Source organism: Micromonospora palythoicola (assembly GCF_036689795.1).
Taxonomy (GTDB): domain Bacteria; phylum Actinomycetota; class Actinomycetes; order Mycobacteriales; family Micromonosporaceae; genus Micromonospora; species Micromonospora palythoicola.
In genome coordinates this window covers 1-22,786 of sequence record NZ_JBAGKI010000087.1, presented here as the reverse complement: position 1 = coordinate 22,786, position 22,786 = coordinate 1, and the positions used below count along the sequence as shown (strand labels likewise).

Below are 22,786 nucleotides of genomic sequence, written 5' to 3'. Positions count from 1 at the left end.
GGGCCGGGTCCCCCCCCCGGCCGGGCGGCCCCCCCCCCCCGCCGGGCCGCGCCCACCCACCCACCCACCCGCTCACCCCACCCCACCCCACCCCACTCCCACTCCACGTCGTGAAACCGAAAGCAGGCAGCAGTTTCCCCGAAGTTGTCGGGTCCAGGTGAGTCTCAGGCAGCACTTTCCCCGAAGTTGCCGGCTCGCACCGCGAGGCAACGCGGCGCGGCGACGTGCGGGGGTCAGGTGGTGGTGGCGGCGGACAGTGCCTCGTACTCGGCGTCGGTCAGCCGCACCTGGGCGGCGGCCACGTTCTCCTCCAGGTGCGCCACCGACGACGTACCGGGAATCGGCAGCATGACCGGCGACCGGCGCAGCAGCCAGGCGAGGGCCAGTTGCGCGGGCGTCGCGTCGTGCTCGGCGGCGACGGTGTCCAGCGGACCGCCCGGCCGGGCCAACTCACCGGTCGCGATCGGGTACCACGGAATGAACGCGAGGTCGTGACGTTCACAGTGGTCGAGCACGTCCTCCGCGTCGCGGTTGGCCAGGTTGTACAGGTTCTGCACGGACACGATCGGCACGATCCGGCGGGCCGCCTCGATCTGGTCGACGGTCACCTCGGAGAGCCCGATGTGCCGGATCTTGCCCTCCTCCCGCAGCAGCGCCAGCTCACCCAGCTGGTCGGCCAGCGGGACCGCCGGGTCGATGCGGTGCAGCTGGTAGAGCCCGATGGTCTCCAGCCCGAGGTGGCGCAGGCTCAGCTCGCACTGCTGACGCAGGTACTCCGGTCGGCCCACCGGCCGCCAGTCACCCGGGCCGCTGCGGGTCAGCCCGGCCTTCGTCGCGATCAGCAGATCGTCGGCGTACGGGTGCAGCGCCTCGCGGATCAGGCACTCGGAGACGAACGGACCGTACGAGTCGGCGGTGTCGATGAACGTCACCCCCAGCTCGTAGGCGCGGCGCAGCACCCGGACCGCCTCGGCCGGATCCTTCGGGTCACCCCAGACCCCGGGACCGGTGATCTGCATCGCGCCGTAACCGAGTCGGTCGACCGGTATGTCGCCGCCGATACGGTAGGTGCCGGACTCCTTCGCCGGTCGGGTGCCGGTGTCGAGCGCCATGGGGCCACCTTTCGGTTCGCTGGCTGTCGGAGCCTCAAATTACCCCGGTCGGCTTCGGGACAGCGGGCGGTCGCCGCGGCTGATACTGCTGTGCGGGACGGTGCCTGCGACGGGAGGGCTGGCATGTGGCGACGGTTCAGCTCCGATCCGCTCCGGCGGCTGCGGGAGCGGCTGGACAGCTACGGCACCACGATGGAGCCGCGGTGGGTGCTGGACCACGAGGCGTTGCGGGAGGCCAAGCCGCTCTACGACCTGCTCGACGGCGTGAGCCGCCGGGGCGCGTCGGAACGCGAGGCCGAGGCGCTGTTCCTCCTGGCCTGTCTGCACTGGTACCGGTACCAGTGCCTACCGGCGGGCTCGGACGGGCCGGACCTCATCCAGGCGGTCGGGTTGACCGAACTGCTGCTCAGTCTGGCGCCGGAGCGGGTACCGCCGTCGCTGCTGGCGATGCTGCGCGCGCACGTACCGGCTGGCCGACCGGCCGGTCCCGGCCGCGACGTCGGTTCCGGTGCGTCGACCCGGGCCGACCCTCGTGCCGGCTCCGGGATCGGGGCGTCGGGCTCCGGTGCGAGCGTGGCAGGTTCCGGGCCCTCCGGCAGCGCGCGCAGCGGTACGCCGCCCCCCGGTGTTCGCGTCCCGGCCGCGCGCTCCACTCCTGAGGCCGAGTTGGGCGCTGCGCTGTTCGGCCAGGCGGTCATGCTGATGGCCGGGGCCGAGCGGTCCGGGGACTACCGGGTGGCCGACCAGGCGCAGGCACTGCTGGAACGGGCGCTGGTCGGGACATCGTCCGGCGCACCCGAACGCCTGCACTACCTTTCCGCGCTCGGGCGGGTGCGCCGGGAACAGTACCTGCGACTGGGCCGGCAGCGGTCGCTTCCGGCGGCGATCGACGCGCACCGGGAGAGCCTGGAGGCGACCCCGGCCGGCGACCCGGAACGTCCGACCCGGCTGTTCAACCTCGGCAACGTCCTCGGTGACCGGTTCGAGCAGGCGGGCGATCCCGCTGCGCTGGACGAGTCGATCCAGCTGCTCGGCGACGCGGCCCGGGCCGCACCCGCCGACGCGCCGGTGTGGCTGATGGCTCGCATGAACCTCGCCGGGCGGCTGCGTGACCGCTGGGAGCGCCGGGGTGAGCCGGCCGACCTCGACCGGGCCGTCGACGTGCTGGCGCAGGCGGTGTCCGTCCGGGCCGATCCGCTGGTCCTGTTCACGTACGCGACGCTGGCCAGTAGACGGTTCGTGGTCAGCGGCACCGACGGCGACCTGGACACGGCGATCGTGGCCAACCGTGCCGCGCTGGCCTCGGGGCTCAGCGAGGAACAGGGCGGTCTGGCCCGGGTCACCCTGGCGGGGCTCGTCGGTGAGCGCCACGAACGGCGGAAGACCCCGGCCGACCTGGACGCGGCGATCGAGGCGTACCGGGTGGCGGCGGCCGGACCACGGTGGGAGGGGCAGGACGCGGGCGGGCTGTGGCAGGCCGAGGGCAAGCTGTTGGAGGCGCGCTACGCGCTGCACCGTCGGGCCGACGATCTGCGCGAGGCGGAGCGGCTGCTGCGGGCGGCGGTCGACGGGACGACCGACCCGGAGCAGCGGGCGCGCGCGCTCTGCGACCTCGGGTACACACTGGGCCGATGGCACGCCGACCTGAACGGGTTGGCGACCCTCCGGCAGGCCCGCGAGGTGCTGACCGAGGCGGAGCGGCTGCTGCCGGCGGAGCATCCGTCGCGGCCGGACCTGCTGAACAACCTGGGCGACACGCTGCGTGAGCTGGCCGACCAGGCGGGCGAGCCGGAGCTGCTGGAACCCGCCGTGGCGAAGCTGCGCGAGGCGGCGGCCAATCCGGCGCAACCCGCGAAGCTGCCGCTCTACCTGTCGAATCTCGGCCTGGCGCTGCAGGAACTCTTCGGCCGGACCCAGGACCTGGCAATCCTCACCGAGGCGACGGTGGTGCTGCGGCGGGCCGTGGCCGCTGCCCCACCCGGAAATCCGGACCGGATGCGGGGCCTGCTCAACCTCGGATCGGCGTTGAACCGGCGCACCGAACTCGTCCTCAACGCCGCGCTGCCGGCCGACGGCGCCACGCCGGAGCAGGCCCGCGCCGTCGCGCTGACCGACGCCGAGCAGGCGGTCACGCTGCTCCGGGAGGCGGCGGAGCTGGCGCAGCGGGAGGCCGAGCCCGAGGAACGCGTCCGGATCGTCCTCACGCTCGCGCTCAGCCACCTGCTGCGGCACCAACTCACCGAGGATCCCGCCGCGCTCGACGAGGCGGTCACCCTGCTGCGGACGCTCGCCGACGCGGTCGCCGCTCCGACCGGCGACCGGTACCGGCTGCTGACCAACCTCGGCAACGCGCTGCTGACCAGGTTCCGGGCCACGCGGAACGCCCCCGACGCCCACGAGATGCTGACGGTGTACCGGGCGGCGGTGGCGGCCCTGCCCGTGGACCATCCGGAGCGGACCATGTGCCTGAGCAACCTGGCCGTCGCCGTCGAGGAGATCGCCCGCGCCACCGCCGACGCGACCGCTGCGGCCGACGCCACCGCGGAACCGGCTCCCGACGGCCCGGCTCCCGATGGCCCGGCTCCCGATGGCCCGGCTCCCGGCGGCCCGGGCTCCGGCGGCCCGGCTCCCGGCGGCCCGGCTCCCGGCGGCCCGGCCTCCGGCGGCCCGGCCGCCACGGGGCACCGCGCGGACTCGGCCGCCGTCGTTTCGGCCGTCGGCGGCGACCTGCCGGCGGTCGACCTGGCCGAGGCGATCGGCGCGCTGCGCGAGGCCGCCGCGATCGAGGCGGCGCCGTCGCTGTTGCGGGCCGTCGCCGCGCGGCGGTACGCCGCTCTCGCCGCCGAGGCGGGCGACCTGCCGGCCGCCCTGGCGGGCTACACCACGGCGATCGAACTGCTCGACCTGGTGGCATGGCACGGCATGGACCTCGACGACCAGGGCCGGCTGCTCGGGCAGTTCCCGGGCCTGGCCGGCGACGCCGCGGCGGTGGCGATCGCGCTCGACCGGCCGCAACGCGCGGTGGAGCTGCTGGAGTACGGCCGAGGGGTGCTGCTCACCCGGGCCCACGACGCCGGCGCCGACCTGGCGGCGCTGCGCGCGGAGGCACCCCGGCTGGCCGAGCGCCTGGCCGCCGTCCAGACTGCCCTCGACCGCCTCGATCCGCGCCCCGACCTGACCGGACCCGCGCCGGTCGCCGGGCTGGCGGTCCCGGCCCGCGCCGTGCCGGCCGGTGGCGAAATGGGGGCGGGCTCGGAGCGCCGGCACGAGCTGGCCGTCCAGCGGCGCGAGGTGCTTGCGGAGATCCGGCAGCTGCCCGACTTCGACCGTTTCCTCCGCCCACCCCCCTTCGTCGAGCTGGCCCGGGCCGGCGAGGACGGTCCGGTGGTGCTTGTCAACGTCGCCGACCGGCGGTGCGACGCGCTGGTGGTCAACGGGGGACGGGTGACGACGGTGCCGCTGCCCGAGCTGAGCCTCGGCGAACTGCAGGTGCGGGCGGCGTACTTCCTGACCGGGCTCGCCGAGGTCACCGCGCCCGTCGGCGACCCGGGTCCGGAGGCGCAGCGCCGCCGGGCCGCGTTCCGCCGCCGGATCGCGGAAACCCTCGACTGGTTGTGGCGGGTGGTCGCCGCCCCGGTGCTGGACGCGCTGGACCCGGCCGTCGCACCACCTGCCACCGGCGTCACGCCGACCCGCCTGTGGTGGTGTCCCACCGGGGTGCTCACCCTCCTGCCGCTGCACGCCGCTGCCCCGCTGGACGGCGGAGCCGGGGTCCTCGACCGGGTCGTCTCGTCGTACACCGCCTCGCTGCGCTCGCTCGTCCGGGCCCGGCAGGGGCCGGCGGCCAGGTCCGCGCCGGTCACCTCGGCCCTGTTCGTCGGGATGCCCCGCACGCCGGGGCTGACGGATCTGCCCGGCGCGGCGGGGGAGCAGGCCGTGGTACGCCGGCACCTGAGCGACGTGACGTCGCTGACCGGACCGGCGGCCACCCCCTCGGCGGTGCTCGACGCCCTGCCGGGAACGCCAGTGGTCCACCTGTGCTGTCACGGCACCCAGGATCTGGCCGCACCCGCCCGGGGTCGGCTCGCGTTGGCCGGTGGACCGCTGCACGTACGGGACCTGTGGCGGCCGGCCGGCACCACGGCCGCGCTGGCGGTCCTGTCCGCCTGCGACACGGTACGCGGCGGCGCCGCCCTGCCGGACGAGGCGCTGACCCTGGGCACCGCGTTCCAGTTGGCGGGTTTCCGACACGTCGTCGGCGCGCTCTGGGCCATCTCCGACACGCTCACCGTGCAGCTGTGCGAGGACCTGTACGCGGCGCTGGCGGTGCCCGGTGGTCTCGACCCGGAACGGGCGGCGTCCGCGCTGCACCACGCCGTCCGGCAGGTGCGTGCCGCCCTGCCCGACCTGCCGGAGCTCTGGGCCGGCTACGCCCACGTCGGCCCCTGACCCGCCGCGGGTCGCCCTCGCGATCTCACCGGGACGCCCCGGATCCGGCCCACGACGCACGGCCGGCGACCGGGCACCGGCTCGGGTCAGAGCTGGCCGGGCGCGTACCAGGTGACGCCCACGGCGGCGATCAGCAGGGCGGTGCAGGCCAGCACCAGCAGCACCCCGAGGCGCAGTGCCCGGGCCGCGGCGAGGGCCTCGCGGTGCTCGCCGAGCGGAGCCGGGAGCAGCTCGGCGACCGGTGTCACCGACAGCGGCCCGTGCGCGGCCCGCAGCAGCGCCAGCGCCCCGGCGACCCCGGCCCCGACGGCGGCCAGCAGCAGTACGCCGACCAGGGCGCCCCAGCCCGGTGCGAGGGTGCTGACGTCGGAGCGACCCCGGATCAGGCTGAACCCGACGAGCGCCACGAGCAGGCCGCCCAGCCCGTTGCGCCAGGCCAGCGCGGCGGCCCGGACCCGGTCCAGTTCGCCGCGCAGCAACGCGGCCAGTTCCTGCGCCCGGCGCAGGTCGGTACGGGTCGCCGGGGGACCCGGCCGCAGTCGGATCACGCCTCGACCTCCAGGGTCACCGTCCAGTACGCGCCGCAGCCGGACAGCCCGTCGGGGCGGGCCGGGTGGTCGGCGGCGCAACTGCACAGCAGCGTCCGGTAGCCGGGGTCGACCGCTGCCGGCGGTGCCTCCCGCCGGTACACCTCGTCGACGATCGGGCAGCTGATCGGGTGCTGGCAGCGGGGGCAGTCGCCGGTGAGCAGCACCGCCGGACCGTACCGGCGCACCGAGAACGTCTCCGCGACCCGGCTGCCGTACCCGGCGTCGGTGACCTCCACGTACGGCAGCGGCTCCGCCGCCGGCTCATCATCCCGCACCGCCGCACCCTCCCACCGTCGTCGCCGCGACAACGAGCACACGGTAGCGACCGCCCGCCCGCCGGTCACCCGGCGCGCGGGCGGACCCGGTGATCGGCCTGGGCGCGGGTGCCGGGAGCGGGATCGGCGGAGCGCCGGTACAGCCGGACCGTCCGTGGGAGGCTGGACGGTACCGCCGCGTGCACCGCCTGGCGTCGGCGGGCCGTGCGGAAGGGAAGCCATGTCAGGGGAGCCGCAGGTCGACTTCGCGCTCGACACCTATGAATGCATCGTGCTGTATCCCGGCGCCGCCGGGCGGGCGTTGCCGCCCGAGACGGTCCAGCGGTTGCAGGCCGAGCACGCCAGTCACATGCAGGCGATGCAGCGGCGGGGGATCATCCTCGTCGCCGGGGCGGTGGACGGTCAGGCCCGGGACCCGGACCCGCCGCTCGGGTTCGGTCTGGCCCGGACCGGGTCGGTCGACGACGTCCGCAGCGTGATGGAAGCCGATCCGGCGGTGCAGGCCGGCCTCTACCGGGTGGACGTGATGACCTTCCTCTGCCCGGCCGGCTCGCTGGAGTTTCCGCTGGTCAAGACGGAAAGCTGAGGCACACCAGCCGCGGTCACGGTGGGTTGTCGACGGTGCGCGTACAGTTGTCGACCCGGAGCGCCCCGACGCGACCTGGCGCCAGGGGCGTACCATTCCGGCGCGCGGTCGCCGTTGCCCGCCGTCGACGTCCGGAGCGGCCCACGCTCGCCGGCCGCGCCACTGGGCCGCGCGCCGTTGGACAACTGTTCCACATTGCGCAAGGGGTCGGCCGGTGGTCCGACCCGGAGGAGAGACTAGCCTGATGGGCGTGACACGCCGCGCGAAGATCGTCTGCACTCTTGGCCCCGCCACCTCGTCGCCCGAGCGCATCCGCGGGCTCGTCGAAGCCGGCATGAACGTGGCGAGGCTCAACTTCAGTCACGGTAGCCACGCCGACCACGAGTCGGTCTACCGGCTCGTCCGGGAGGCGGCCGAGGCCGCGGGCCAGCCGGTGGCGATCCTGGCCGACCTCCAGGGGCCCAAGATCCGACTCGGCCGGTTCGCCGACGGGCCGCACGAGTGGCGCACCGGCGACTCCGTGGTGATCACCGGTGACGACATCGTGGGCGGCAAGGAGCGCGTCTCCTGCACCTACCGCAAGCTTCCGCAGGAGGTCAAGCCCGGTGACCGGCTGCTGATCGACGACGGCCGGGTGGCCGTCGAGGTCACCGACGTCACCGGCAACGACATCCGGGTGCTGGTCACCGAGGGTGGTCCGGTCAGCAACAACAAGGGTGTCTCGCTGCCGAACGTGGCGGTCAGCGTGCCCGCCCTGTCGGAGAAGGACGCCGCCGACCTGCGCTTCGCGCTCGGCCTCGGAGTGGACCTGGTCGCCCTGTCGTTCGTCCGCTCCGCCGACGACATCAAGCTGTGCCACGCGATCATGAGTGAGGTCGGTGTGCACCGCCCGGTGCTGGCCAAGGTCGAGAAGCCGGAGGCGGTCGACCACCTCGAAGCGATCGTGCTGGCCTTCGACGGGGTCATGGTGGCCCGTGGTGACCTCGGCGTGGAACTGCCGCTCGACGAGGTGCCGCTGGTGCAGAAGCGCGCGGTGCAGTTGTGCCGGGAGAACGCCAAGCCGGTCATCGTGGCCACCCAGATGCTCGACTCCATGATCGAGAATTCCCGGCCGACCCGCGCCGAGGCCTCCGACGTGGCGAACGCGGTGCTCGACGGGGCCGACGCGGTGATGCTCTCCGGTGAGACGAGCGTCGGCAAGTACCCGGTGCTCACGGTCAGCACCATGTCCAAGATCGTCACCACCACCGAGGCCGGCTCGATCCTGGTGCCCCGCCTCCAGCACGACCCGCGTACGCACGGCGGCGCGCTCACCGTGGCCGCCTCCTCGATCGCCCGGGCCATCGGCGCCAAGGCGCTCGTCGCGTTCTCCCAGACCGGTGACACCGTGCGTCGGCTCAGCCGGCTGCACTGCGACCTGCCGCTGCTGGCCTTCACCCCGGTGCCCGAGGTCCGGGCGCAGCTCGCCCTCTCCTGGGGGGTGGAGACCTTCCTGATGCCGTTCGTGCAGCACACCGACGACATGTTCCGCCAGGTCGACCAGGCGCTGCTCGGGCTGAACCGGGGCAACCCCGGCGACTACGTGGTGATCGTGGCCGGCAGCCCGCCCGGCAGCCCCGGCTCGACGAACACCCTGCGGGTGCACCAGCTCGGTTCGCTCGTCGACGCCGCCACGGCGCGGGCGTTGCAGTGACCGACAGCTCGCTCGTCGGCCAGGCCGCCGTCGACCAGCTGCTGGAGGTCCTGGACCTCGCGCCCACCGGCGCGATGTCGTTCCGGGGGATGAGCCCGCCGGTCGGCCCGCAGCGGGTGTACGGCGGCCAGGTCGCCGGCCAGGCACTGGTCGCCGCCGGCCGCACCGTCGATCCCGAGCGGGTGGTCCACTCCCTGCACGGCTACTTCGTACGCGCCGGCGACCCGGTCGAGCCGATCGAGTACGAGGTGGAGAACATCCGCGACGGCCGCTCCTTCTCGGTGCGCCGCTCGGTCGCGCTCCAGCACGGCAAGCCGATCTTCTTCATGTCCGCCTCGTTCCAGCGGCCGGAGGAGGGGCTGGACCACCACGCCCCCCTGCCGCCGGACGTGCCCGGGCCCGAGTCGGTGCCGACCATGACCGACCGGCTGTCCCGGTACCCGGAGCGGCTGGGCATCTGGGGGCAGATTCCCCGACCGATCGACGTGCGGTACGTCGGCGAGCCCGGCTGGGTACGCCCCGGTGACCGGCCGGCCGACCCGCACCAGCGGGTGTGGATGCGCATCGACGGCAAGCTGCCCGACGACCCGCTGCTGCACGCCTGCGCCCTGACCTACGCCTCCGACCTGACCCTGCTCGACTCGGTGCTCTCGGTGCACGGCGAGGTGTGGGGGCCGGGCGGGGTGGTGGGGGCGAGCCTGGACCACGCCCTGTGGTTCCACCGCCCGTTCCGCGCCGACGAATGGTTCCTCTACGACTGCTGGAGCCCGTCGGCCTCCGGGGCGCGCGGGCTGGCCACCGGCCGCATGTTCACCGTGGCCGGCAGCCAGATCGCCAGCGCCGTCCAGGAGGGACTGCTGCGCCGGGTCGGCGGCTAGCCGACCGCTGGCCGTCCGGCCGGGCGGGCCCGGGCGACCCGGCAGGCCCGGTGTCCGGGCCGCCGGGCAGCGCCCGGATACCCGCCCGTTAACCTGTCGGACATGCGTCTCTCAGCCCGGGTGGACTACGCCCTTCGAGCGGTCGCCGAACTGGCCTCGGTGACCGGGGCTGGACGGGGGCGACCGGTCACCGCCGACCAGATCGCGCGGGCCCAGCAGATCCCGCCGAAGTTCCTGGAGAGCATCCTGCTGCAACTGCGTCGGGCCGGCGTGGTGCAGGCCCAGCGCGGCCCGGAGGGCGGCTACTGGCTGGCCCGGCCGGCCGAGGAGATCAGCCTCGCCGAGGTGATCCGGGTGATCGACGGGCCGCTCGCCCACATCCGGGGCCAACGCCCCGAGCACCTCGGCTACCAGGGTGCGGCGCGGGCGTTGCAGGAGGTCTGGATCGCGTTGCGGGCCAGCGAGCGGCAGATCCTCGAACTGGTCACCGTCGCCGACGTGGCGCGCGGTACCTTGCCCGAGCCGGTCACCAAGCTGGTCGCCGATCCCGCCGCCTGGACCTGACCGGACGCACCGGCGCACCCCTGACGCCACGCGTCGGGCGACGGTGTCGTCTCACTGACTGATCGCGGGGTTGACCGGAGGACCCGGCATGCCGCATTGTCGACCAAGCCGATAGGAGATACCAATTTAGCCGGGAGGCGTCGTGCGCAAGCTGCTCGTCATCGCGTTGGTGGGGCTCGCCGCGCAACTCGTCGACGGTTCCCTCGGCATGGCGTACGGGCTGACCTCCTCGACGCTGTTGCTGCTGGTCGGCGTCGCACCGGCGGCGGCGTCCGCCTCGGTGCACCTGGCCGAGATCGGCACCACGCTCGCCGCGGGCACCGCGCACTGGCGGTTCGGCAACGTCGACTGGCGGGTGGTGCGCCGCATCGCGGTACCCGGCGCGCTCGGTGCCTTCGCCGGTGCCACCTTCCTCAGCGCCCTGTCCACCGAGGCGGCCGCACCCTGGATGGCCGCGATCCTGTTCACGCTCGGGGCGTACCTGCTCGTCCGGTTCTCCCGGCCGCTGCGCCGGAACCCGGCCGCCGGCCAGCTACGCGGGCGTTTCCTCGGCCCGCTCGGCCTCGTCGCCGGCTTCGTCGACGCCACCGGCGGTGGCGGATGGGGCCCGGTGGCCACCCCGGCGCTGCTGGTCAGCGGCCGGCTGGAGCCCCGCAAGGTGATCGGCTCGGTGGACACCTCCGAGTTCGTCGTGGCCGCCGCCGCCAGCCTCGGCTTCCTGATCGGTCTGGGCACCGAGGGCTTCCTGCTGCCGATCGTGCTCGCGCTGCTCGCCGGTGGCCTGATCGCCGCGCCGGTCGCGGCCTGGCTGGTCCGCATCGTGCCGGCCCAACTGCTCGGCGCGGCCGTCGGTGGCGTGATCGTGCTGACCAACGCCCGGGTCCTGATGCGCGCCGGCGACGTGGACGGTTCCCTGCCGGTGATCGTCTACCTGCTGTTGGCCGCGGGATGGATCACCGCCCTGACGCTTGCGGTCCGGGTACTGCGCCGGACCCGTCGCGAGCGGTCCCTCGCCGCGACCCTCACCACCGACACCCCGTCGCCCGCCCCCGCCCACGCCGAGCCGGTCGGCGCGGGCACGACCGCCGGCCCTGATCCCCGTTGACCATGAGGTTGTCGTCCCGACACGCCCGACGGGGTCAACAACCTCATGATCGACGAGGTGGGGGAGGGGAGAGGGACGCTGCGGTGTGGGAGATGAGCTGCCAGGCCTCGTCGACCTGGGCCCGGGTGGTCTGTGGGGCGCCGACGGCCAGGCGCAGCGTGTGTCGGCCGGCGACGCGGGTGTGGGTCAGGTAGATCCGGCCGGTGGCGTTCACCGCCGCCAGCAGCCGCTCGTTCGGCCCGTCCGGGCCGCGCAGCCGGAAACAGACCAGGGCGTACGGATGGTCGGCGACCAGCTCGAACCGTTCGTCGGCGCGGACCCGGTCGGCGAACCCGGCGGCCAGCGCGACGCCGCCACGGATGTGCTCGCGCAGACCCTCGACGCCGTACCAGCGCAGCACGAACCACAGCTTCAAGGCCCGGAACCGCCGACCCAGCGGCACCTGCCAGTCCCGGTAGTCGATCACCGCGCCGGACTCGGTGGCCGCGTTGCGCAGGTACTCCGGCAGCACGGTCAACGCCTCCACCAGCTCGCCCGCGTCGGCCACCCAGAACGCGTCGCAGTCGAAGCCGGTGAGCAGCCACTTGTGCGGGTCGAAACAGTACGAGTCGGCGTACTCCAGGCCCGCGTGGCCGAACCGCAACTCCGGGCAGACCGCCGCCGCGCCCGCGTACGCGGCGTCGACGTGCAGGAAGACACCGTGCTCGGCGCAGATCGGGCCGATCTCGGGCAGCGGGTCCACCGCCGTGGTGGAGGTGGTGCCGACGGTCGCCACCACCAGGGCGGGCACCACCCCGGCCGCCCGGTCCGCCTCGATCGCGGCGCGCAGCGCCGCCGGCGACATCGCCCGGGTCGCCGGATCCACCTCGATCAGGCGTACCCCCTCGGCGCCCAGCCCCGCGATCCGGGCGGCCTTCTCGACCGACGAGTGCGCCTCGGTCGAGGCGTACACCCGGTAGCGGCGGTCGACGCCGGCCTGGCGCCACCGGCCACCGGCGGCCCGGTGCAGCGCGACCAGGGTGGCCACCAGGGTGGCCGACGAGGCGGAGTCCTGGATGACGCCGCCACCGCGACCGGCGGAGCGGAACCGGGCCGGCAGGCCCAGCAGATCGGCCAGCCAGTCGAGCAGCACCGTCTCCAGTTCGGTGCACGCCGGACCGGTGGCCCAGAGCATGCCCTGCACGCCGAGCCCGGCGCTGACCAGGTCACCGAGCACGCTGGGGCCCGAGGTGTTGGCCGGGAAGTACCCGAAGAAGCCCGGATGCTGCCAGTGGGTGAGCCCGGGGGCGACCAGCTTGTCCAGGTCGGCGAGGACCGCCTCGACCGGTTCACCGCGCACCGGTGGCCCGGCCGGCAGGGCGGCGGCCACCGTGCCGGGCGGGTCCTGGGAGGTCACCGGGCGTTGCGGCAGCGTCGCCCAGTAGTCGGTGATCCAGTCGACCACCGCGTACCCGGCCCGGCGGAACTCCTCCGGCGTCATGTGTGCAGCCACCCGGCGAGTGGATCAAAAGGAGCGGCGGTAGAGCAAGGCGGCGGATCGATTGTGCGCAGAAAACGCTTGCCCTAGCATCACAGATGCGCGGGAACGCACTCATGTCCATCGATCAGATGGCTCCTTTCCGCTAGCGCGGCCCGGCCGCCGGCCCGGGCACGGCCGGTGGACCAACACCCGTCGACCCCTGGGCACGGCCGGCGGAGCGCCGGACATCGCGCGTCCCGACCTCCATCGGAGGAACCATGCCTCGCACCGCCCCCCGGGCGGCCATGCTCGCCGCGGCCACCGCCACCGCGGTCGCCGCCGCCGGCGTGCTGACCACCCTGACCGCCTCGGCCGCCGCCGCGGGATGCCGCGTCGACTACCGCGTCACCAACCAGTGGACCGGCGGCTTCGGCGCCGCCGTCACCGTCACCAACCTCGGCGATCCGGTCGACGGCTGGACGCTGACCTGGACCTGGGCCGCCGGACAACAGGTCACCCAGGCCTGGAACACCACCGTCACCCAGTCCGGCGCCCAGGTCAGCGCCCGCAACGTCGACTACAACGCCACCATCGGCACCGACGGCAGCGTCAACTTCGGCTTCAACGGCTCGTGGACCGGCAGCAACCCGGCACCCACCAGCTTCGCGCTGAACGGCACCACCTGCACCGGCGCCACCGCACCGACCCCCACGCCGACCACCCCACCGCCCAGCCCGCCGCGCCCGTCACCCACCGTGGCGCCGTCGACGACTCCATCGCCGACCACCCCACCACCCACCCCACCGCCCGGGGCGATGCAGGCGGAGAACCTGGAACGGGGGCTGGTCAGCGTCCGCTCCGGGTCGGCCAACCTGGTCTCCTGGCGGCTGCTGGGCACCGAGACCAGCGGCGTCGCGTTCAACCTCTACCGGGGCACGACCAGGGTGAACGCCAGCCCGATCACCGGCGCGACCAACTACCTGGACAGTGGCGGGCCGGCCGGAGCGAACTACACCTTGCGGGCCCTGGTGGGCGGCGTCGAACAGACCCAATCCGGGCAGGCCCTGCAGTTCCCCGCCGGCCACCTCGACGTGCCGTTGCAAGTCCCGCCGGGCGGCACCACACCCAGCGGCGAGGCGTACACCTACTCCGCGAACGACGTCAGCGTCGGCGACCTCGACGGTGACGGCGACTACGACTTCGTGGTCAAGTGGGAGCCGTCCAACGCCAAGGACAACTCGCAGTCCGGCTACACCGGTAACGTCTACCTCGACGCGTACACCCTGCCCGGCTACCGGCTGTGGCGCATCGACCTGGGCCGCAACATCCGGGCCGGAGCCCACTACACCCAGTTCCAGGTGTACGACTACGACGGTGACGGCCGCGCCGAGGTGGCCATGAAGACCGCCGACGGCACCCGCTCCGGCACCGGCCAGGTGATCGGCAACGCCAACGCCGACCACCGCAACTCCGCCGGCTACGTCCTCGCCGGCCCCGAGTACCTGACCATGTTCGACGGCCGCACCGGTGCCGCCGTCTCCACCGTCAACTACGACCCGCCGCGCGGCACCGTCTCCTCCTGGGGCGACAACTACGGCAACCGGGTCGACCGGTTCCTCGCCGGCACCGCCTACCTCGACGGACAACGCCCGTCACTGATCATGGCCCGGGGCTACTACACCCGCGCGGTCATCGCCGCCTGGGACTTCCGCAACGGCACCCTCACCAGACGGTGGACCTTCGACTCCAACACCGCCGGCAACGGCGCCGCCGCCGGGCAGGGCAACCACAGCCTCTCCGTCGCCGACGTCGACGGCGACGGCCGGCAGGAGATCGTCTACGGCGCGGCCACCATCGACGACACCGGCCGGCTGCTGTGGTCCACCGGCCACGGCCACGGCGACGCCGGACACGTCGGCGACCTCGACCCGTCCCGCCCGGGCCTGGAGTACTTCAAGGTGAGCGAGGACGGCAGCAAACCCAGCTCCTGGTTCGCCGACGCCCGCACCGGCCAGATCCTCTGGTCCACCCCCACCGGCGGCGACAACGGCCGGGGCGTCTCGGGCGACATCTGGGCCGGCAGCGCCGGTGCCGAATCCTGGTCGTCCGCGGTGAGCGGCCTGGCGAACACCCGGGGCCAGAACATCGGCCGCAAGCCGTCCTCGACGAACTTCCTCGTCTGGTGGGACGGCGACCCGGTCCGCGAACTGCTCGACGCCACCCGCATCGACAAGTACGGCACCGGCGGCGACACCCGCCTGCTCACCGGCAGTGGCGTCGCGGCCAACAACGGCACCAAGGCCACTCCCGCGCTCTCGGCCGACCTGTTCGGTGACTGGCGGGAGGAGGTGGTGTGGCGCACCACCGACAGCCGGGCCCTGCGGATCTACAGCACCCCGACGCCGACCAGCATCCGGCTCCACACCCTGATGCACGACCTGCAGTACCGGGTCGCCATCGCCTGGCAGAACACCGCCTACAACCAGCCCCCGCACCCGAGCTTCTTCCTCGGCGACGGCATGAGCACGCCACCCGCGCCCGACATCTACCTACGTTGACCGCCGGGGTGCACAAGCGGTAGAAGAAAGGGAGAAGGCACCGGGCCGCAATCGCGGAATCCGCACAACTGCGGCCCGGTGCCCCACACCGCGGCACCCCCGACCCGTCCCGACCGGGGAGTGCCGTACCACCACCGGATACAACGTTAGGCGGGCTCCGCGTCGCGAGAGTGACGCTGCCGTGAAGATCGTGTTTCACAGCCGCCGAAACGCTGTGACCTGGGCCACCTCGCCGCCCCGCCCACCGGGGCCCGCCGGCCCTCGGCCGCCGCCTCAGCGACGCAGACCGCCGGCCACCTCGGTCGCGATCAGCTCGAACGAGCGCACCCGGTCGGCGACGTCGTACACCATCGTGGTCACCATCAGCTCGTCCGCGCCGGTGCTGTCCAGCAGCTCGCCCAACTGCCGGCGGACCGTCTCCGGGGAACCGCTCGCCTGACCCTGCCGGCGCTGCGCCAGGAACTCCCGCTCGAACTCGGTGTACGGGTACGCCGCCGCCTCGTCCGGGCTCGCCAGCGGCTCCAGTCGCCCCGACCGCAACCGCAGGAACGACAACCCGGCCGGCCCGGCCAGCCACTCGGCCCGCTCGTCGGACTCCGCGCACACCGCGTTCACCGCCACCATCGCGTACGGCCGCTCCAGCCACCGCGACGGGCGGAAACTCTGCCGGTACAGCGCCAACGCGGGCAACGTGTGCTGCGCGCTGAAGTGATGCGCGAAGGAGAACGGCAGGCCCAGCGCGCCGGCCAGCTGCGCGCTGAACCCACTGGAACCCAGCAACCACACCGCCGGCCGCTGCCCACGCCCCGGAGTCGCGGTGATCCGCCCCGACGCCGTCTCGTCGAAGTAGCCCATCAGATCGTTCAGCTCCCGGGGGAAACCCTCGGCCGACAGACCCTCCATGGTCCGGCGCAGCGCCAACGCGGTCACCTGGTCGGTGCCGGGCGCCCGGCCGATGCCCAGGTCGATCCGGCCCGGATGCAGCGCCTCCAGGGTGCCGAACTGCTCGGCGACCACCAGCGGCGCGTGGTTGGGCAGCATCACCCCACCGGAGCCGAGCCGGATGTCGGTGGTGTGCGCGGCCAGGTGCGCGATCAGCACCGCCGGCGCCGACGAGGCGATGGCCGGCATGTTGTGGTGCTCGGCCACCCAGAACCGGTGGTAGCCCAACTCGTCGGCGCGGCGCGCCAGCTCGGTCGTGTGCCGCAACGCCTCGCCGGCGGAGGCGCCGGCGGCGACGGGGGCGAGGTCCAGGACAGACAACGGAACGTCGATCACACGGCTGGCCAACCCGGCCTACGCCGGATCTGTTCCCGAACCGGCCGGCGACGTGATCAACCCGACCCGCGTGCCTGCTCGAAGATCAGGCTGGTCTGGGTGTGCTGCACCGCCGGATCCACCGCCAGATGGTCCAGCACGAAGTCGCGCAGCGCCTCCGCCGAGGCCGCCCGCACGTGCAGCACGTAATCCTCCGCGCCGGCCACGTGGAACACCGACACCACCCCCGGCAGCCGCACCGAGCGGGCCCGGAACGCGTCCACCGCCGCCCGCGCGTGCTCGGTCAGCCGCACCGACACCAGCGCCTGCAACGGCAACCCCAGCGCCGCGGGGTGCACCTCGGCGTGGAAACCCCGGATCGCCCCGCACTCCCGCAACGCCCGGGTGCGCGCCAGGCAGGTCGACGGCGCCACCCCCACCCGTTCGGCCAGGGCATTGTTCGGCAACCGGCCGTCGCCGGCCAGCTCGGACAGAATGGCGCGGTCGGTGTCGTCGAGCGCCGCGAACGGCCGAACATCGTTCGATACGGGGGGCATGGCGCCATCCTCCATCGAACGCCACCGGCTCCGAAAGAGGTTATGGCGAATAATATTCGGAACTATTGCCCCCGATGGGCGGGATGTTCGATCCTCTCGACATGACGACCGTGGACACCCGAGCCGTGCACGCCGGCCGCGACGACCTCGCCACCCTCGGCGTCCACGTGCCGCCGATCGACCTGTCCACCACCAACCCGCTGCCCTCGGTGCACGCCGGCGGCGACGCCTACGAGACCCTGGCCACCGGCGGCACCCTCCCCGCCGACACCAGCGCCGTCTACCAACGGCTGTGGAACCCGACCGTCGCCCGCTTCGAAACCGCCCTCGCCGAACTGGAAGGCACCACCGAAGCCGTCGCGTACGCCAGCGGCATGGCCGCACTCACCGCCGCCCTGCTCGCCGCCACCCGCGACGGCCGACGACACCTGGTCGCCGTGCGCCCCCTCTACGGCGGCACCGACCACGTCCTCGCCACCGGCCTGCTCGGCACCGAGGTCACCTGGGCCCGCCCGGAAACCGTCGCCGACGCCGTCCGCCCCGACACCGCCCTGGTGATCGCCGAAACACCGGCCAACCCGACCCTCGACCTGATCGACATCGCCGCCCTCGCCGACGCCGCCGGCCCGGTGCCCCTGCTGATCGACAACACCGTCGCCACCCCGGTGCTGCAACAGCCCACCCGGCACGGCGCCCGACTGGTGCTGCACAGCGCCACCAAGAGCATCGGCGGCCACGGCGACGTCCTCGCCGGAGTGATCGCCTGCGACGCCGAGTGGGCCACCCGGCTGCGGCAGATCCGCGCCCTCACCGGCGCGATCCTGCACCCCCTCGGCGCGTACCTGCTGCACCGTGGCCTGCAGACGCTGCCGCTGCGGGTCCGCGCTCAGCAGGCCGGCGCGGAGAAACTCGCCCTCTGGCTCGCCGCGCACCCGGCGGTCGCACGCGTCCACCACCCCGGCACCGACGACCCGGCCGGGCTCGTCGGCCGGCAGATGTCCGGCCCGGGCAGCCTCCTCGCCTTCGAGGTACGCGGCGGCGCACCCGCCGCCGCGGCGGTCGCCGACGCCTGCCGGCTCATCACCCACGCCGTCTCCCTCGGCGGCGTCGACACGCTCATCCAGCACCCGGCGTCGCTCACCCACCGCCCCGTCGAGACGGATGCCAAGCCCGACGGCGGACTGCTGCGCCTGTCCGTCGGCCTGGAGGATCCGGAGGACCTGCGCGCCGACCTGGAACGCGCGCTCGCCGCCGCTTGACCCTCGGCGCGACGAGTCGACCTTTCGGTGCGCGGGCCGCCACCGGCCGATGGTCCCGGGTGGCTCACGACTTCGGGCCGACGTGGCGGTCGAGCGCGGCGACCGCCTCCCGCCGGGCGACCGAGAGGCTGTTGGGCCTGTTCATCCGCCAGGTGATACCGAGCAGGTCCAGCGCCCACTGGCAGAGCCGCATGATGTCGGTGGACTCGTTGACGAACATGTAGCGCGGGTAGACGTACGTCTTTGCGCGCACGGTGACCCGGTTGGCGATCCGGCAGCCGTCGGAGTGGAACAGGCCTTGGAGAAAGTCACCGGGAACCGCCCGGACGACGCGCTCCTGCCATTCGGCGAGAACAATCCGCCGTTCGTGCTTCTTGCCGGGCCCGTGTTGGGGCAGCAGGCAGGGCCAGTGCGTGCCATAGCTCTGCACGCTGACGCAACCCTGCTGCTGGACCCGTTGGACCTTGCTCGCGAGCACCGCTCGCATGGCTGCCTCGCATGCATCGATCAGGCCGGGCCAGGCGTTGCTGCATGAGATGCGGAGGACCGGCACTCGCGCGGAGGTCACCAGGTGGCCGTCACCGAGGTAGAGACCGAGCAGATAGGCGTAGGCGGCGTCGTCTGTCGGGTTGTCGACTTCTATGCGACACCGGAAGCAACGAGAGGCGGTGGTCCGCATCTTCGGCATCGGCCGATCCCTGCACCAGTGACGCACGGTGGCATAGGGCAGGCCCACGCTCCGGGCAACCTCTGCGACGGTGGCACCAGCCAGGTACAAGCTTCGTGCGCGGGCACGCACCTCGGGTGGATGCATGGCGTCATCATCGAACGCCCGTACGACACCTGTGGTGTCCCCGGTGGGATTCGAACCCACACTGTCGGAGGTTTGAGCTCCGTTTCTCTACCGGTTGGAATACGGGGACCTTCTCGCTCAACGCCTGTCGCGTCGCCCCATAGGTTACCCACTACGCTAGGAGCGGCGACACCCGGTACCGCGGGTGTCGAGGCGCAGACTGGGTGGGAGTGGCTCGTGGCCGAGACGCAGACGGATGCCGCGCGCAGGCGGGTACTGATCGCCGAGGACGAGGCGCTGATCCGGCTGGACCTGGCTGAGATGCTGGTTGAGGAGGGCTACGAGGTGGTCGGCGAGGCCGGTGACGGCGAGGCCGCCATCCGGTTGGCCGAGGAGCTCAAGCCCGACCTGGTGATTCTCGACATCAAGATGCCGATCATGGATGGGCTGGCGGCCGCCGAGCGGATCGCCGGCGCGCGGATCGCTCCGGTGATCATCCTGACCGCGTTCAGCCAGCGTGACCTGGTGGAGCGGGCGCGGGCGGCCGGTGCGATGGCGTACCTGGTCAAGCCCTTCCAGAAGAGCGACCTGGTGCCGGCGGTGGAGATCGCCCTGTCCCGCTACTCCGAGATCGCCGCGCTCGAGGCCGAGGTGGCCGGGCTGACCGACCGGCTGGAGGTCCGCAAGACCGTCGAGCGGGCCAAGGGCGCGCTGATGACCACCTACAACATGAGCGAGCCGCAGGCGTTCAAGTGGATCCAGCGCACCGCGATGGACCACCGGATGACCATGAAGGAGGTCTCCGAGCGGATCCTCGCCGAGACCGCCGGCGGTGAGGTGGCCGAGCCGGCCCAGTAGGTTCGAGCGGACGGCCTGATCTTGGCCGTGGTCAGGGGGCTCCCGTCGGGCCGCGGCGTCGATACCATCGGGCATGCGCGGAGGACGGGTCGACGGCACCGCCCCGCCGCACGCCTTCGCACCCGCTGTGCGGCGTACCGCTGCGCTCGTCATTGTCTGCCTGCTGCTGGTGACGAGCTGCCGGTCCGGTACGCCCGGACCTGACGAGACGCCACCGCTGCGGCCCGACTGGCGGGAGCTGACGTTGCCCGCTCCATCGGGCGCACCCGGCCGGTTGATGCTCCGCGACGTGACCGCCTGCGGTGGGCGGTGGTACCTCGTCGGTGCGGTCGGTGGTCCCGGTGACGCGACCCGGCCGGCGGCCTGGACCAGCGCGGACGGGGTGTCCTGGGAGTCGGTGCGGATCGTGGCGGACTCCTACTACGGCCGGCAGAACGTCCTGTACTCGGTCGCCTGCGCCGATGGCCGGGTCGCGGCGGTCGGTGCGAAGAGCGGCGGTGCGCACGCGAATCCGCGGGTGAGCAGTTGGGTGCGGCGTGCGGATGGTGCGCTGGCCGAGGTTCGGGCCGGTTTCGAACTCTACGGCGGCCCGCAGGCGGTGAACGTGGCGCGGATGGTCGCCGGTGGGTCGGGTTTCATGATCGTGGGAAACCGGGTCAGCGGTGCGGCGGTCTGGCTCTCCGAGGCGGCGGGGGAGTTCGAGATCCTTGAGGGTGCGCCGGGGCTGGCGACCGACGAGCACGGGGTCACCTGGTTGTTCGACGCGACGCCGGTGGACGGCGGCTGGTTGGCGGTGGGCGGGATCATCGGCCCTGGCCGGATCGATCGGGATCCGCTGGCGTGGCGTTCGTCGGACGGCTGGAGCTGGCAGCGGGTGCCCGTGCCGGGCACCGACGAGTACGACGAGCTGCAGCGGGTGGTGCGGGTCGATGGCGAGCCGGTGGCCGTCGGCCTGCGCGGTCGTGCGTTCGGCGGCTGGCGGGCCGGGCCGGACGGCTGGGAGCGGGCGGGTGGGTTCGGTGCGGCCGCGTCGTCCGGCGTGCCCGCCGTGCGGGGGTTGTCGATCTTCGACGGGCAGGTGGTGACGGCGGTCAACGACGGCGTACGTCATGCCCTGTGGACTTCGGCGGACCGCGGTGCCTCGTGGCGGTCGGTGGCGCTGCCGAGGGAGGTGCCGGCCGGGCCGGTCAGCTCGGTGGCGGTGTTCGGGGAGCCGGGCCGGTTGCTGCTGGTACTGGACGACGGGGCGGCCGGTGCGGTCTTCGGGCTGTCGGGGTTGGCCGGCTGAGCGTGGGTCGGCGCTGTTACGGGGACGGTCGCATCGGCGCTTGTGTTCGTAACGGTTTGGCAAGCGTGGCTCGCGGGTCTTCCGGGACGGTTTGCGGACGCAGTACGCTCCGCCATCACGAGCCGTAACGCAGGTGTGCGGATTCACGCCTGGGTGGTGACCGCCGAGCTGGCCGGTGACGCCGCCCTGGGTGCGCCCGACCCCTGTATCTGGAGGAGGTCAATAGCCGTGAGGCGTAAGTACGTACGGGCGCTGGGCGCCGTCGGGCTGGCGGCAGCCCTGTTTGCCGCGGCGGGCTGCCAGGCGTCGGATGAGGGCAACGAAGCTGGCGGCGACGGTAACTGCGGTGGCAAGCTCGCCATCTTCGGTGCCTTCAGCGGCCCGAACTCCGGTCTGGTGATCCCGTCGCTCAACGGCGCCAAGCTCGCCGTGAAGCAGCACAACGAGGCGAACGCGGACTGCCAGGTCACCCTGCAGGAGTTCGACACCCAGGGTGACCCCACGCAGGCCACGCCGGTCGCGAACCAGGTGGTCGGTGACGAGTCCTTCCTGGGCGTCATCGGTGGTGCGTTCTCCGGTGAGACCAAGGCGACGATGGACGTCTACGAGGCCGCCGGAATGGTCATGGTGAGCCCGTCGGCGACGGCGATCGAGCTGACCGCTGGCGACAACAAGGCGTTCCACCGGGTGGTCGGTAACGACGCGACCCAGGGTGCCGCCGCGGCCGTGTACTTCCGGGACGTGGCGAAGGCCAAGAAGGTCTTCGTGATCAACGACGGCACCACCTACGGTGCCGGTATCGCCAACGAGCTGACCAAGGCTCTCGGTGACCTGGCCGGCGGGACCGACCAGGTTCAGGAGAAGCAGGTCAACTTCGCCGCCACCATCTCGAAGATCAAGGCCGCCGCGCCGGACGCGGTCGCCTACGGCGGTTACACCAACGAGGCCGCCCCGCTGCTGAAGCAGATGCGGGAGGCCGGCATCGAGGCGACCTTCCTCGGCTTCGACGGTCTGTACGACCCGGCCTTCCCGTCGGGTGCCGGTGCCGGCGCCAACGGTGCGATCGTGACCTGCCCGTGCCTGCCGCCGGACAAGGCCGGTGGCACCTTCTCCGCCGACTACGAGAAGGAGTACGGCTCGCCTCCGGGTTCGTACGGTGCCGAGGGCTTCGACGCCGCGAAGGTGCTGATCGAGGGTCTGGCCGAGGGCAAGACGACGCGTAAGGACCTGCTGGAGTGGGTGGACGCCTACGACAAGGAGGGCGTCTCGAAGTACCTCAAGTTCGACCCGACCGGTGACGTGGACAAGTCCCGGGTGGTGATCTGGGCCTACGAGATCAAGGATGGCGCGATCACGGCCCAGCAGGAGATCAAGCTCAGCTGAGCCAGGATGACCGTTGCGCGGCCCGGGGGGTTTACCCCGCCCCGCGCCCGTGCCCAAGGGGAAAACCCAGAAATTAGATGCCGTGTTAGGCAACCAGGCCCACCCCCCCGTGGCCGGGTTGT

The 22,786-nt window shown here is 73.0% G+C and carries 18 protein-coding genes and 1 tRNA gene; 11 read left to right on the top strand and 8 right to left on the bottom strand.

The genetic code is table 11. The features are described 5' to 3' along the window. Positions 1-233: 233 nt before the first annotated feature. Positions 234-1,112: an aldo/keto reductase gene (locus tag V5O40_RS25520; protein WP_332907826.1), complete on the bottom strand. Its 879-nt coding sequence runs from the start codon at positions 1,110-1,112 to the stop codon at positions 234-236. Positions 1,113-1,235: 123 nt separating this feature from the next. Between V5O40_RS25520 and V5O40_RS25515 the strand changes: the two genes are divergently transcribed. Continuing rightward, entirely contained in the window at positions 1,236-5,561 is a 4,326-nt protein-coding gene (locus tag V5O40_RS25515) for a CHAT domain-containing protein (RefSeq protein ID WP_332907825.1), read from the top strand. An 86-nt stretch (positions 5,562-5,647) separates the two neighbouring features. On the opposite strand, the gene V5O40_RS25510 is transcribed toward V5O40_RS25515, so the two are convergent. Both V5O40_RS25510 and V5O40_RS25505 read right to left on the bottom strand, forming a co-directional pair. Next, a complete protein-coding gene (locus tag V5O40_RS25510) occupies positions 5,648-6,109 on the bottom strand; it encodes a hypothetical protein (protein WP_332907824.1) in 462 nt (153 codons plus the stop codon). Then, complete coding sequence (locus V5O40_RS25505) at positions 6,106-6,426, bottom strand: hypothetical protein (RefSeq protein ID WP_332907823.1); 321 nt, start codon at positions 6,424-6,426, stop codon at positions 6,106-6,108. Before V5O40_RS25505 ends, V5O40_RS25510 begins: the two co-directional genes overlap by 4 nt. A 220-nt stretch (positions 6,427-6,646) precedes the next feature. Between V5O40_RS25505 and V5O40_RS25500 the strand changes: the two genes are divergently transcribed. From V5O40_RS25500 to V5O40_RS25480, 5 genes are all read left to right on the top strand, one after another. After that, complete coding sequence (locus tag V5O40_RS25500; protein WP_269737414.1) at positions 6,647-7,012, top strand: YciI family protein; 366 nt, start codon at positions 6,647-6,649, stop codon at positions 7,010-7,012. Between the two features lie 244 nt (positions 7,013-7,256). Next, entirely contained in the window at positions 7,257-8,705 is a 1,449-nt protein-coding gene (gene pyk / locus V5O40_RS25495) for a pyruvate kinase (protein ID WP_332907822.1), read from the top strand. After that, positions 8,702-9,583, top strand: coding sequence for an acyl-CoA thioesterase (locus tag V5O40_RS25490; protein WP_332907821.1), 882 nt, complete (start codon positions 8,702-8,704; stop codon positions 9,581-9,583). Before pyk ends, V5O40_RS25490 begins: the two co-directional genes overlap by 4 nt. A 102-nt stretch (positions 9,584-9,685) precedes the next feature. Next, positions 9,686-10,147 (top strand): RrF2 family transcriptional regulator, encoded by a 462-nt coding sequence (locus tag V5O40_RS25485; protein ID WP_164448334.1) that lies wholly within the window; start codon positions 9,686-9,688, stop codon positions 10,145-10,147. 142 nt (positions 10,148-10,289) lie between these two features. Continuing rightward, positions 10,290-11,252, top strand: coding sequence for a sulfite exporter TauE/SafE family protein (locus V5O40_RS25480; RefSeq protein WP_332907820.1), 963 nt, complete (start codon positions 10,290-10,292; stop codon positions 11,250-11,252). 43 nt (positions 11,253-11,295) lie between these two features. Here the strand turns inward: V5O40_RS25480 and V5O40_RS25475 are convergent, their stop codons facing one another. Further along, the gene (locus V5O40_RS25475) at positions 11,296-12,744 is read right to left on the bottom strand and encodes a pyridoxal-dependent decarboxylase (RefSeq protein ID WP_332907819.1); all 1,449 of its coding nucleotides are present in this window, start codon (positions 12,742-12,744) and stop codon (positions 11,296-11,298) included. A 245-nt stretch (positions 12,745-12,989) separates the two neighbouring features. Between V5O40_RS25475 and V5O40_RS25470 the strand changes: the two genes are divergently transcribed. Next, on the top strand, positions 12,990-15,269 hold the full coding sequence (locus V5O40_RS25470) for a rhamnogalacturonan lyase family protein (RefSeq protein WP_332907818.1): 2,280 nt from the start codon (positions 12,990-12,992) through the stop codon (positions 15,267-15,269). Positions 15,270-15,542: 273 nt separating this feature from the next. Here V5O40_RS25470 and V5O40_RS25465 read toward each other — a convergent pair whose 3' ends face one another. Beyond that, positions 15,543-16,547, bottom strand: coding sequence for an LLM class flavin-dependent oxidoreductase (locus V5O40_RS25465; protein ID WP_408631947.1), 1,005 nt, complete (start codon positions 16,545-16,547; stop codon positions 15,543-15,545). 56 nt (positions 16,548-16,603) lie between these two features. After that, positions 16,604-17,083 carry an Lrp/AsnC family transcriptional regulator gene (locus V5O40_RS25460; protein ID WP_164448331.1) on the bottom strand — a complete coding sequence of 160 codons (480 nt, stop codon included), beginning with the start codon at positions 17,081-17,083 and terminating at the stop codon, positions 16,604-16,606. Between the two features lie 83 nt (positions 17,084-17,166). On the opposite strand from V5O40_RS25460, the gene V5O40_RS25455 reads away from it, so the two are divergent. Continuing rightward, entirely contained in the window at positions 17,167-18,342 is a 1,176-nt protein-coding gene (locus V5O40_RS25455; protein WP_332907816.1) for a trans-sulfuration enzyme family protein, read from the top strand. A gap of 64 nt (positions 18,343-18,406) precedes the next feature. Here V5O40_RS25455 and V5O40_RS25450 read toward each other — a convergent pair whose 3' ends face one another. Both V5O40_RS25450 and V5O40_RS25445 read right to left on the bottom strand, forming a co-directional pair. Beyond that, entirely contained in the window at positions 18,407-19,156 is a 750-nt protein-coding gene (locus tag V5O40_RS25450; protein WP_332907815.1) for a terminase gpP N-terminus-related DNA-binding protein, read from the bottom strand. A gap of 32 nt (positions 19,157-19,188) precedes the next feature. Continuing rightward, positions 19,189-19,265 (bottom strand) — tRNA-Leu (locus tag V5O40_RS25445). Between the two features lie 107 nt (positions 19,266-19,372). Here V5O40_RS25445 and V5O40_RS25440 point away from each other — a divergent pair. The 3 genes from V5O40_RS25440 to V5O40_RS25430 all read left to right on the top strand — a co-directional run bounded on the left by V5O40_RS25440 (position 19,373) and on the right by V5O40_RS25430 (position 22,664). Further along, entirely contained in the window at positions 19,373-19,993 is a 621-nt protein-coding gene (locus V5O40_RS25440; protein WP_332907814.1) for an ANTAR domain-containing response regulator, read from the top strand. Between the two features lie 73 nt (positions 19,994-20,066). Continuing rightward, positions 20,067-21,281, top strand: coding sequence for a hypothetical protein (locus tag V5O40_RS25435; protein WP_332907813.1), 1,215 nt, complete (start codon positions 20,067-20,069; stop codon positions 21,279-21,281). Positions 21,282-21,509: 228 nt separating this feature from the next. Further along, complete coding sequence (locus tag V5O40_RS25430) at positions 21,510-22,664, top strand: branched-chain amino acid ABC transporter substrate-binding protein (protein WP_332907812.1); 1,155 nt, start codon at positions 21,510-21,512, stop codon at positions 22,662-22,664. Positions 22,665-22,786 lie beyond the last annotated feature (122 nt).

What these genes read in the sequence shown, in the direction of transcription:
- V5O40_RS25460 (WP_164448331.1), bottom strand. Translation starts at nt 17,083, where the DNA reads ATGCCCCCCGTATCGAACGATGTTCGGCCGTTCGCGGCGCTCGACGAC.
- V5O40_RS25515 (WP_332907825.1), top strand. Translation starts at nt 1,236, where the DNA reads ATGTGGCGACGGTTCAGCTCCGATCCGCTCCGGCGGCTGCGGGAGCGG.
- V5O40_RS25450 (WP_332907815.1), bottom strand. Translation starts at nt 19,156, where the DNA reads ATGCATCCACCCGAGGTGCGTGCCCGCGCACGAAGCTTGTACCTGGCT.
- V5O40_RS25485 (WP_164448334.1), top strand. Translation starts at nt 9,686, where the DNA reads ATGCGTCTCTCAGCCCGGGTGGACTACGCCCTTCGAGCGGTCGCCGAA.
- V5O40_RS25520 (WP_332907826.1), bottom strand. Translation starts at nt 1,112, where the DNA reads ATGGCGCTCGACACCGGCACCCGACCGGCGAAGGAGTCCGGCACCTAC.
- V5O40_RS25435 (WP_332907813.1), top strand. Translation starts at nt 20,067, where the DNA reads ATGCGCGGAGGACGGGTCGACGGCACCGCCCCGCCGCACGCCTTCGCA.
- V5O40_RS25470 (WP_332907818.1), top strand. Translation starts at nt 12,990, where the DNA reads ATGCCTCGCACCGCCCCCCGGGCGGCCATGCTCGCCGCGGCCACCGCC.
- V5O40_RS25455 (WP_332907816.1), top strand. Translation starts at nt 17,167, where the DNA reads ATGTTCGATCCTCTCGACATGACGACCGTGGACACCCGAGCCGTGCAC.
- V5O40_RS25500 (WP_269737414.1), top strand. Translation starts at nt 6,647, where the DNA reads ATGTCAGGGGAGCCGCAGGTCGACTTCGCGCTCGACACCTATGAATGC.
- pyk (WP_332907822.1), top strand. Translation starts at nt 7,257, where the DNA reads ATGGGCGTGACACGCCGCGCGAAGATCGTCTGCACTCTTGGCCCCGCC.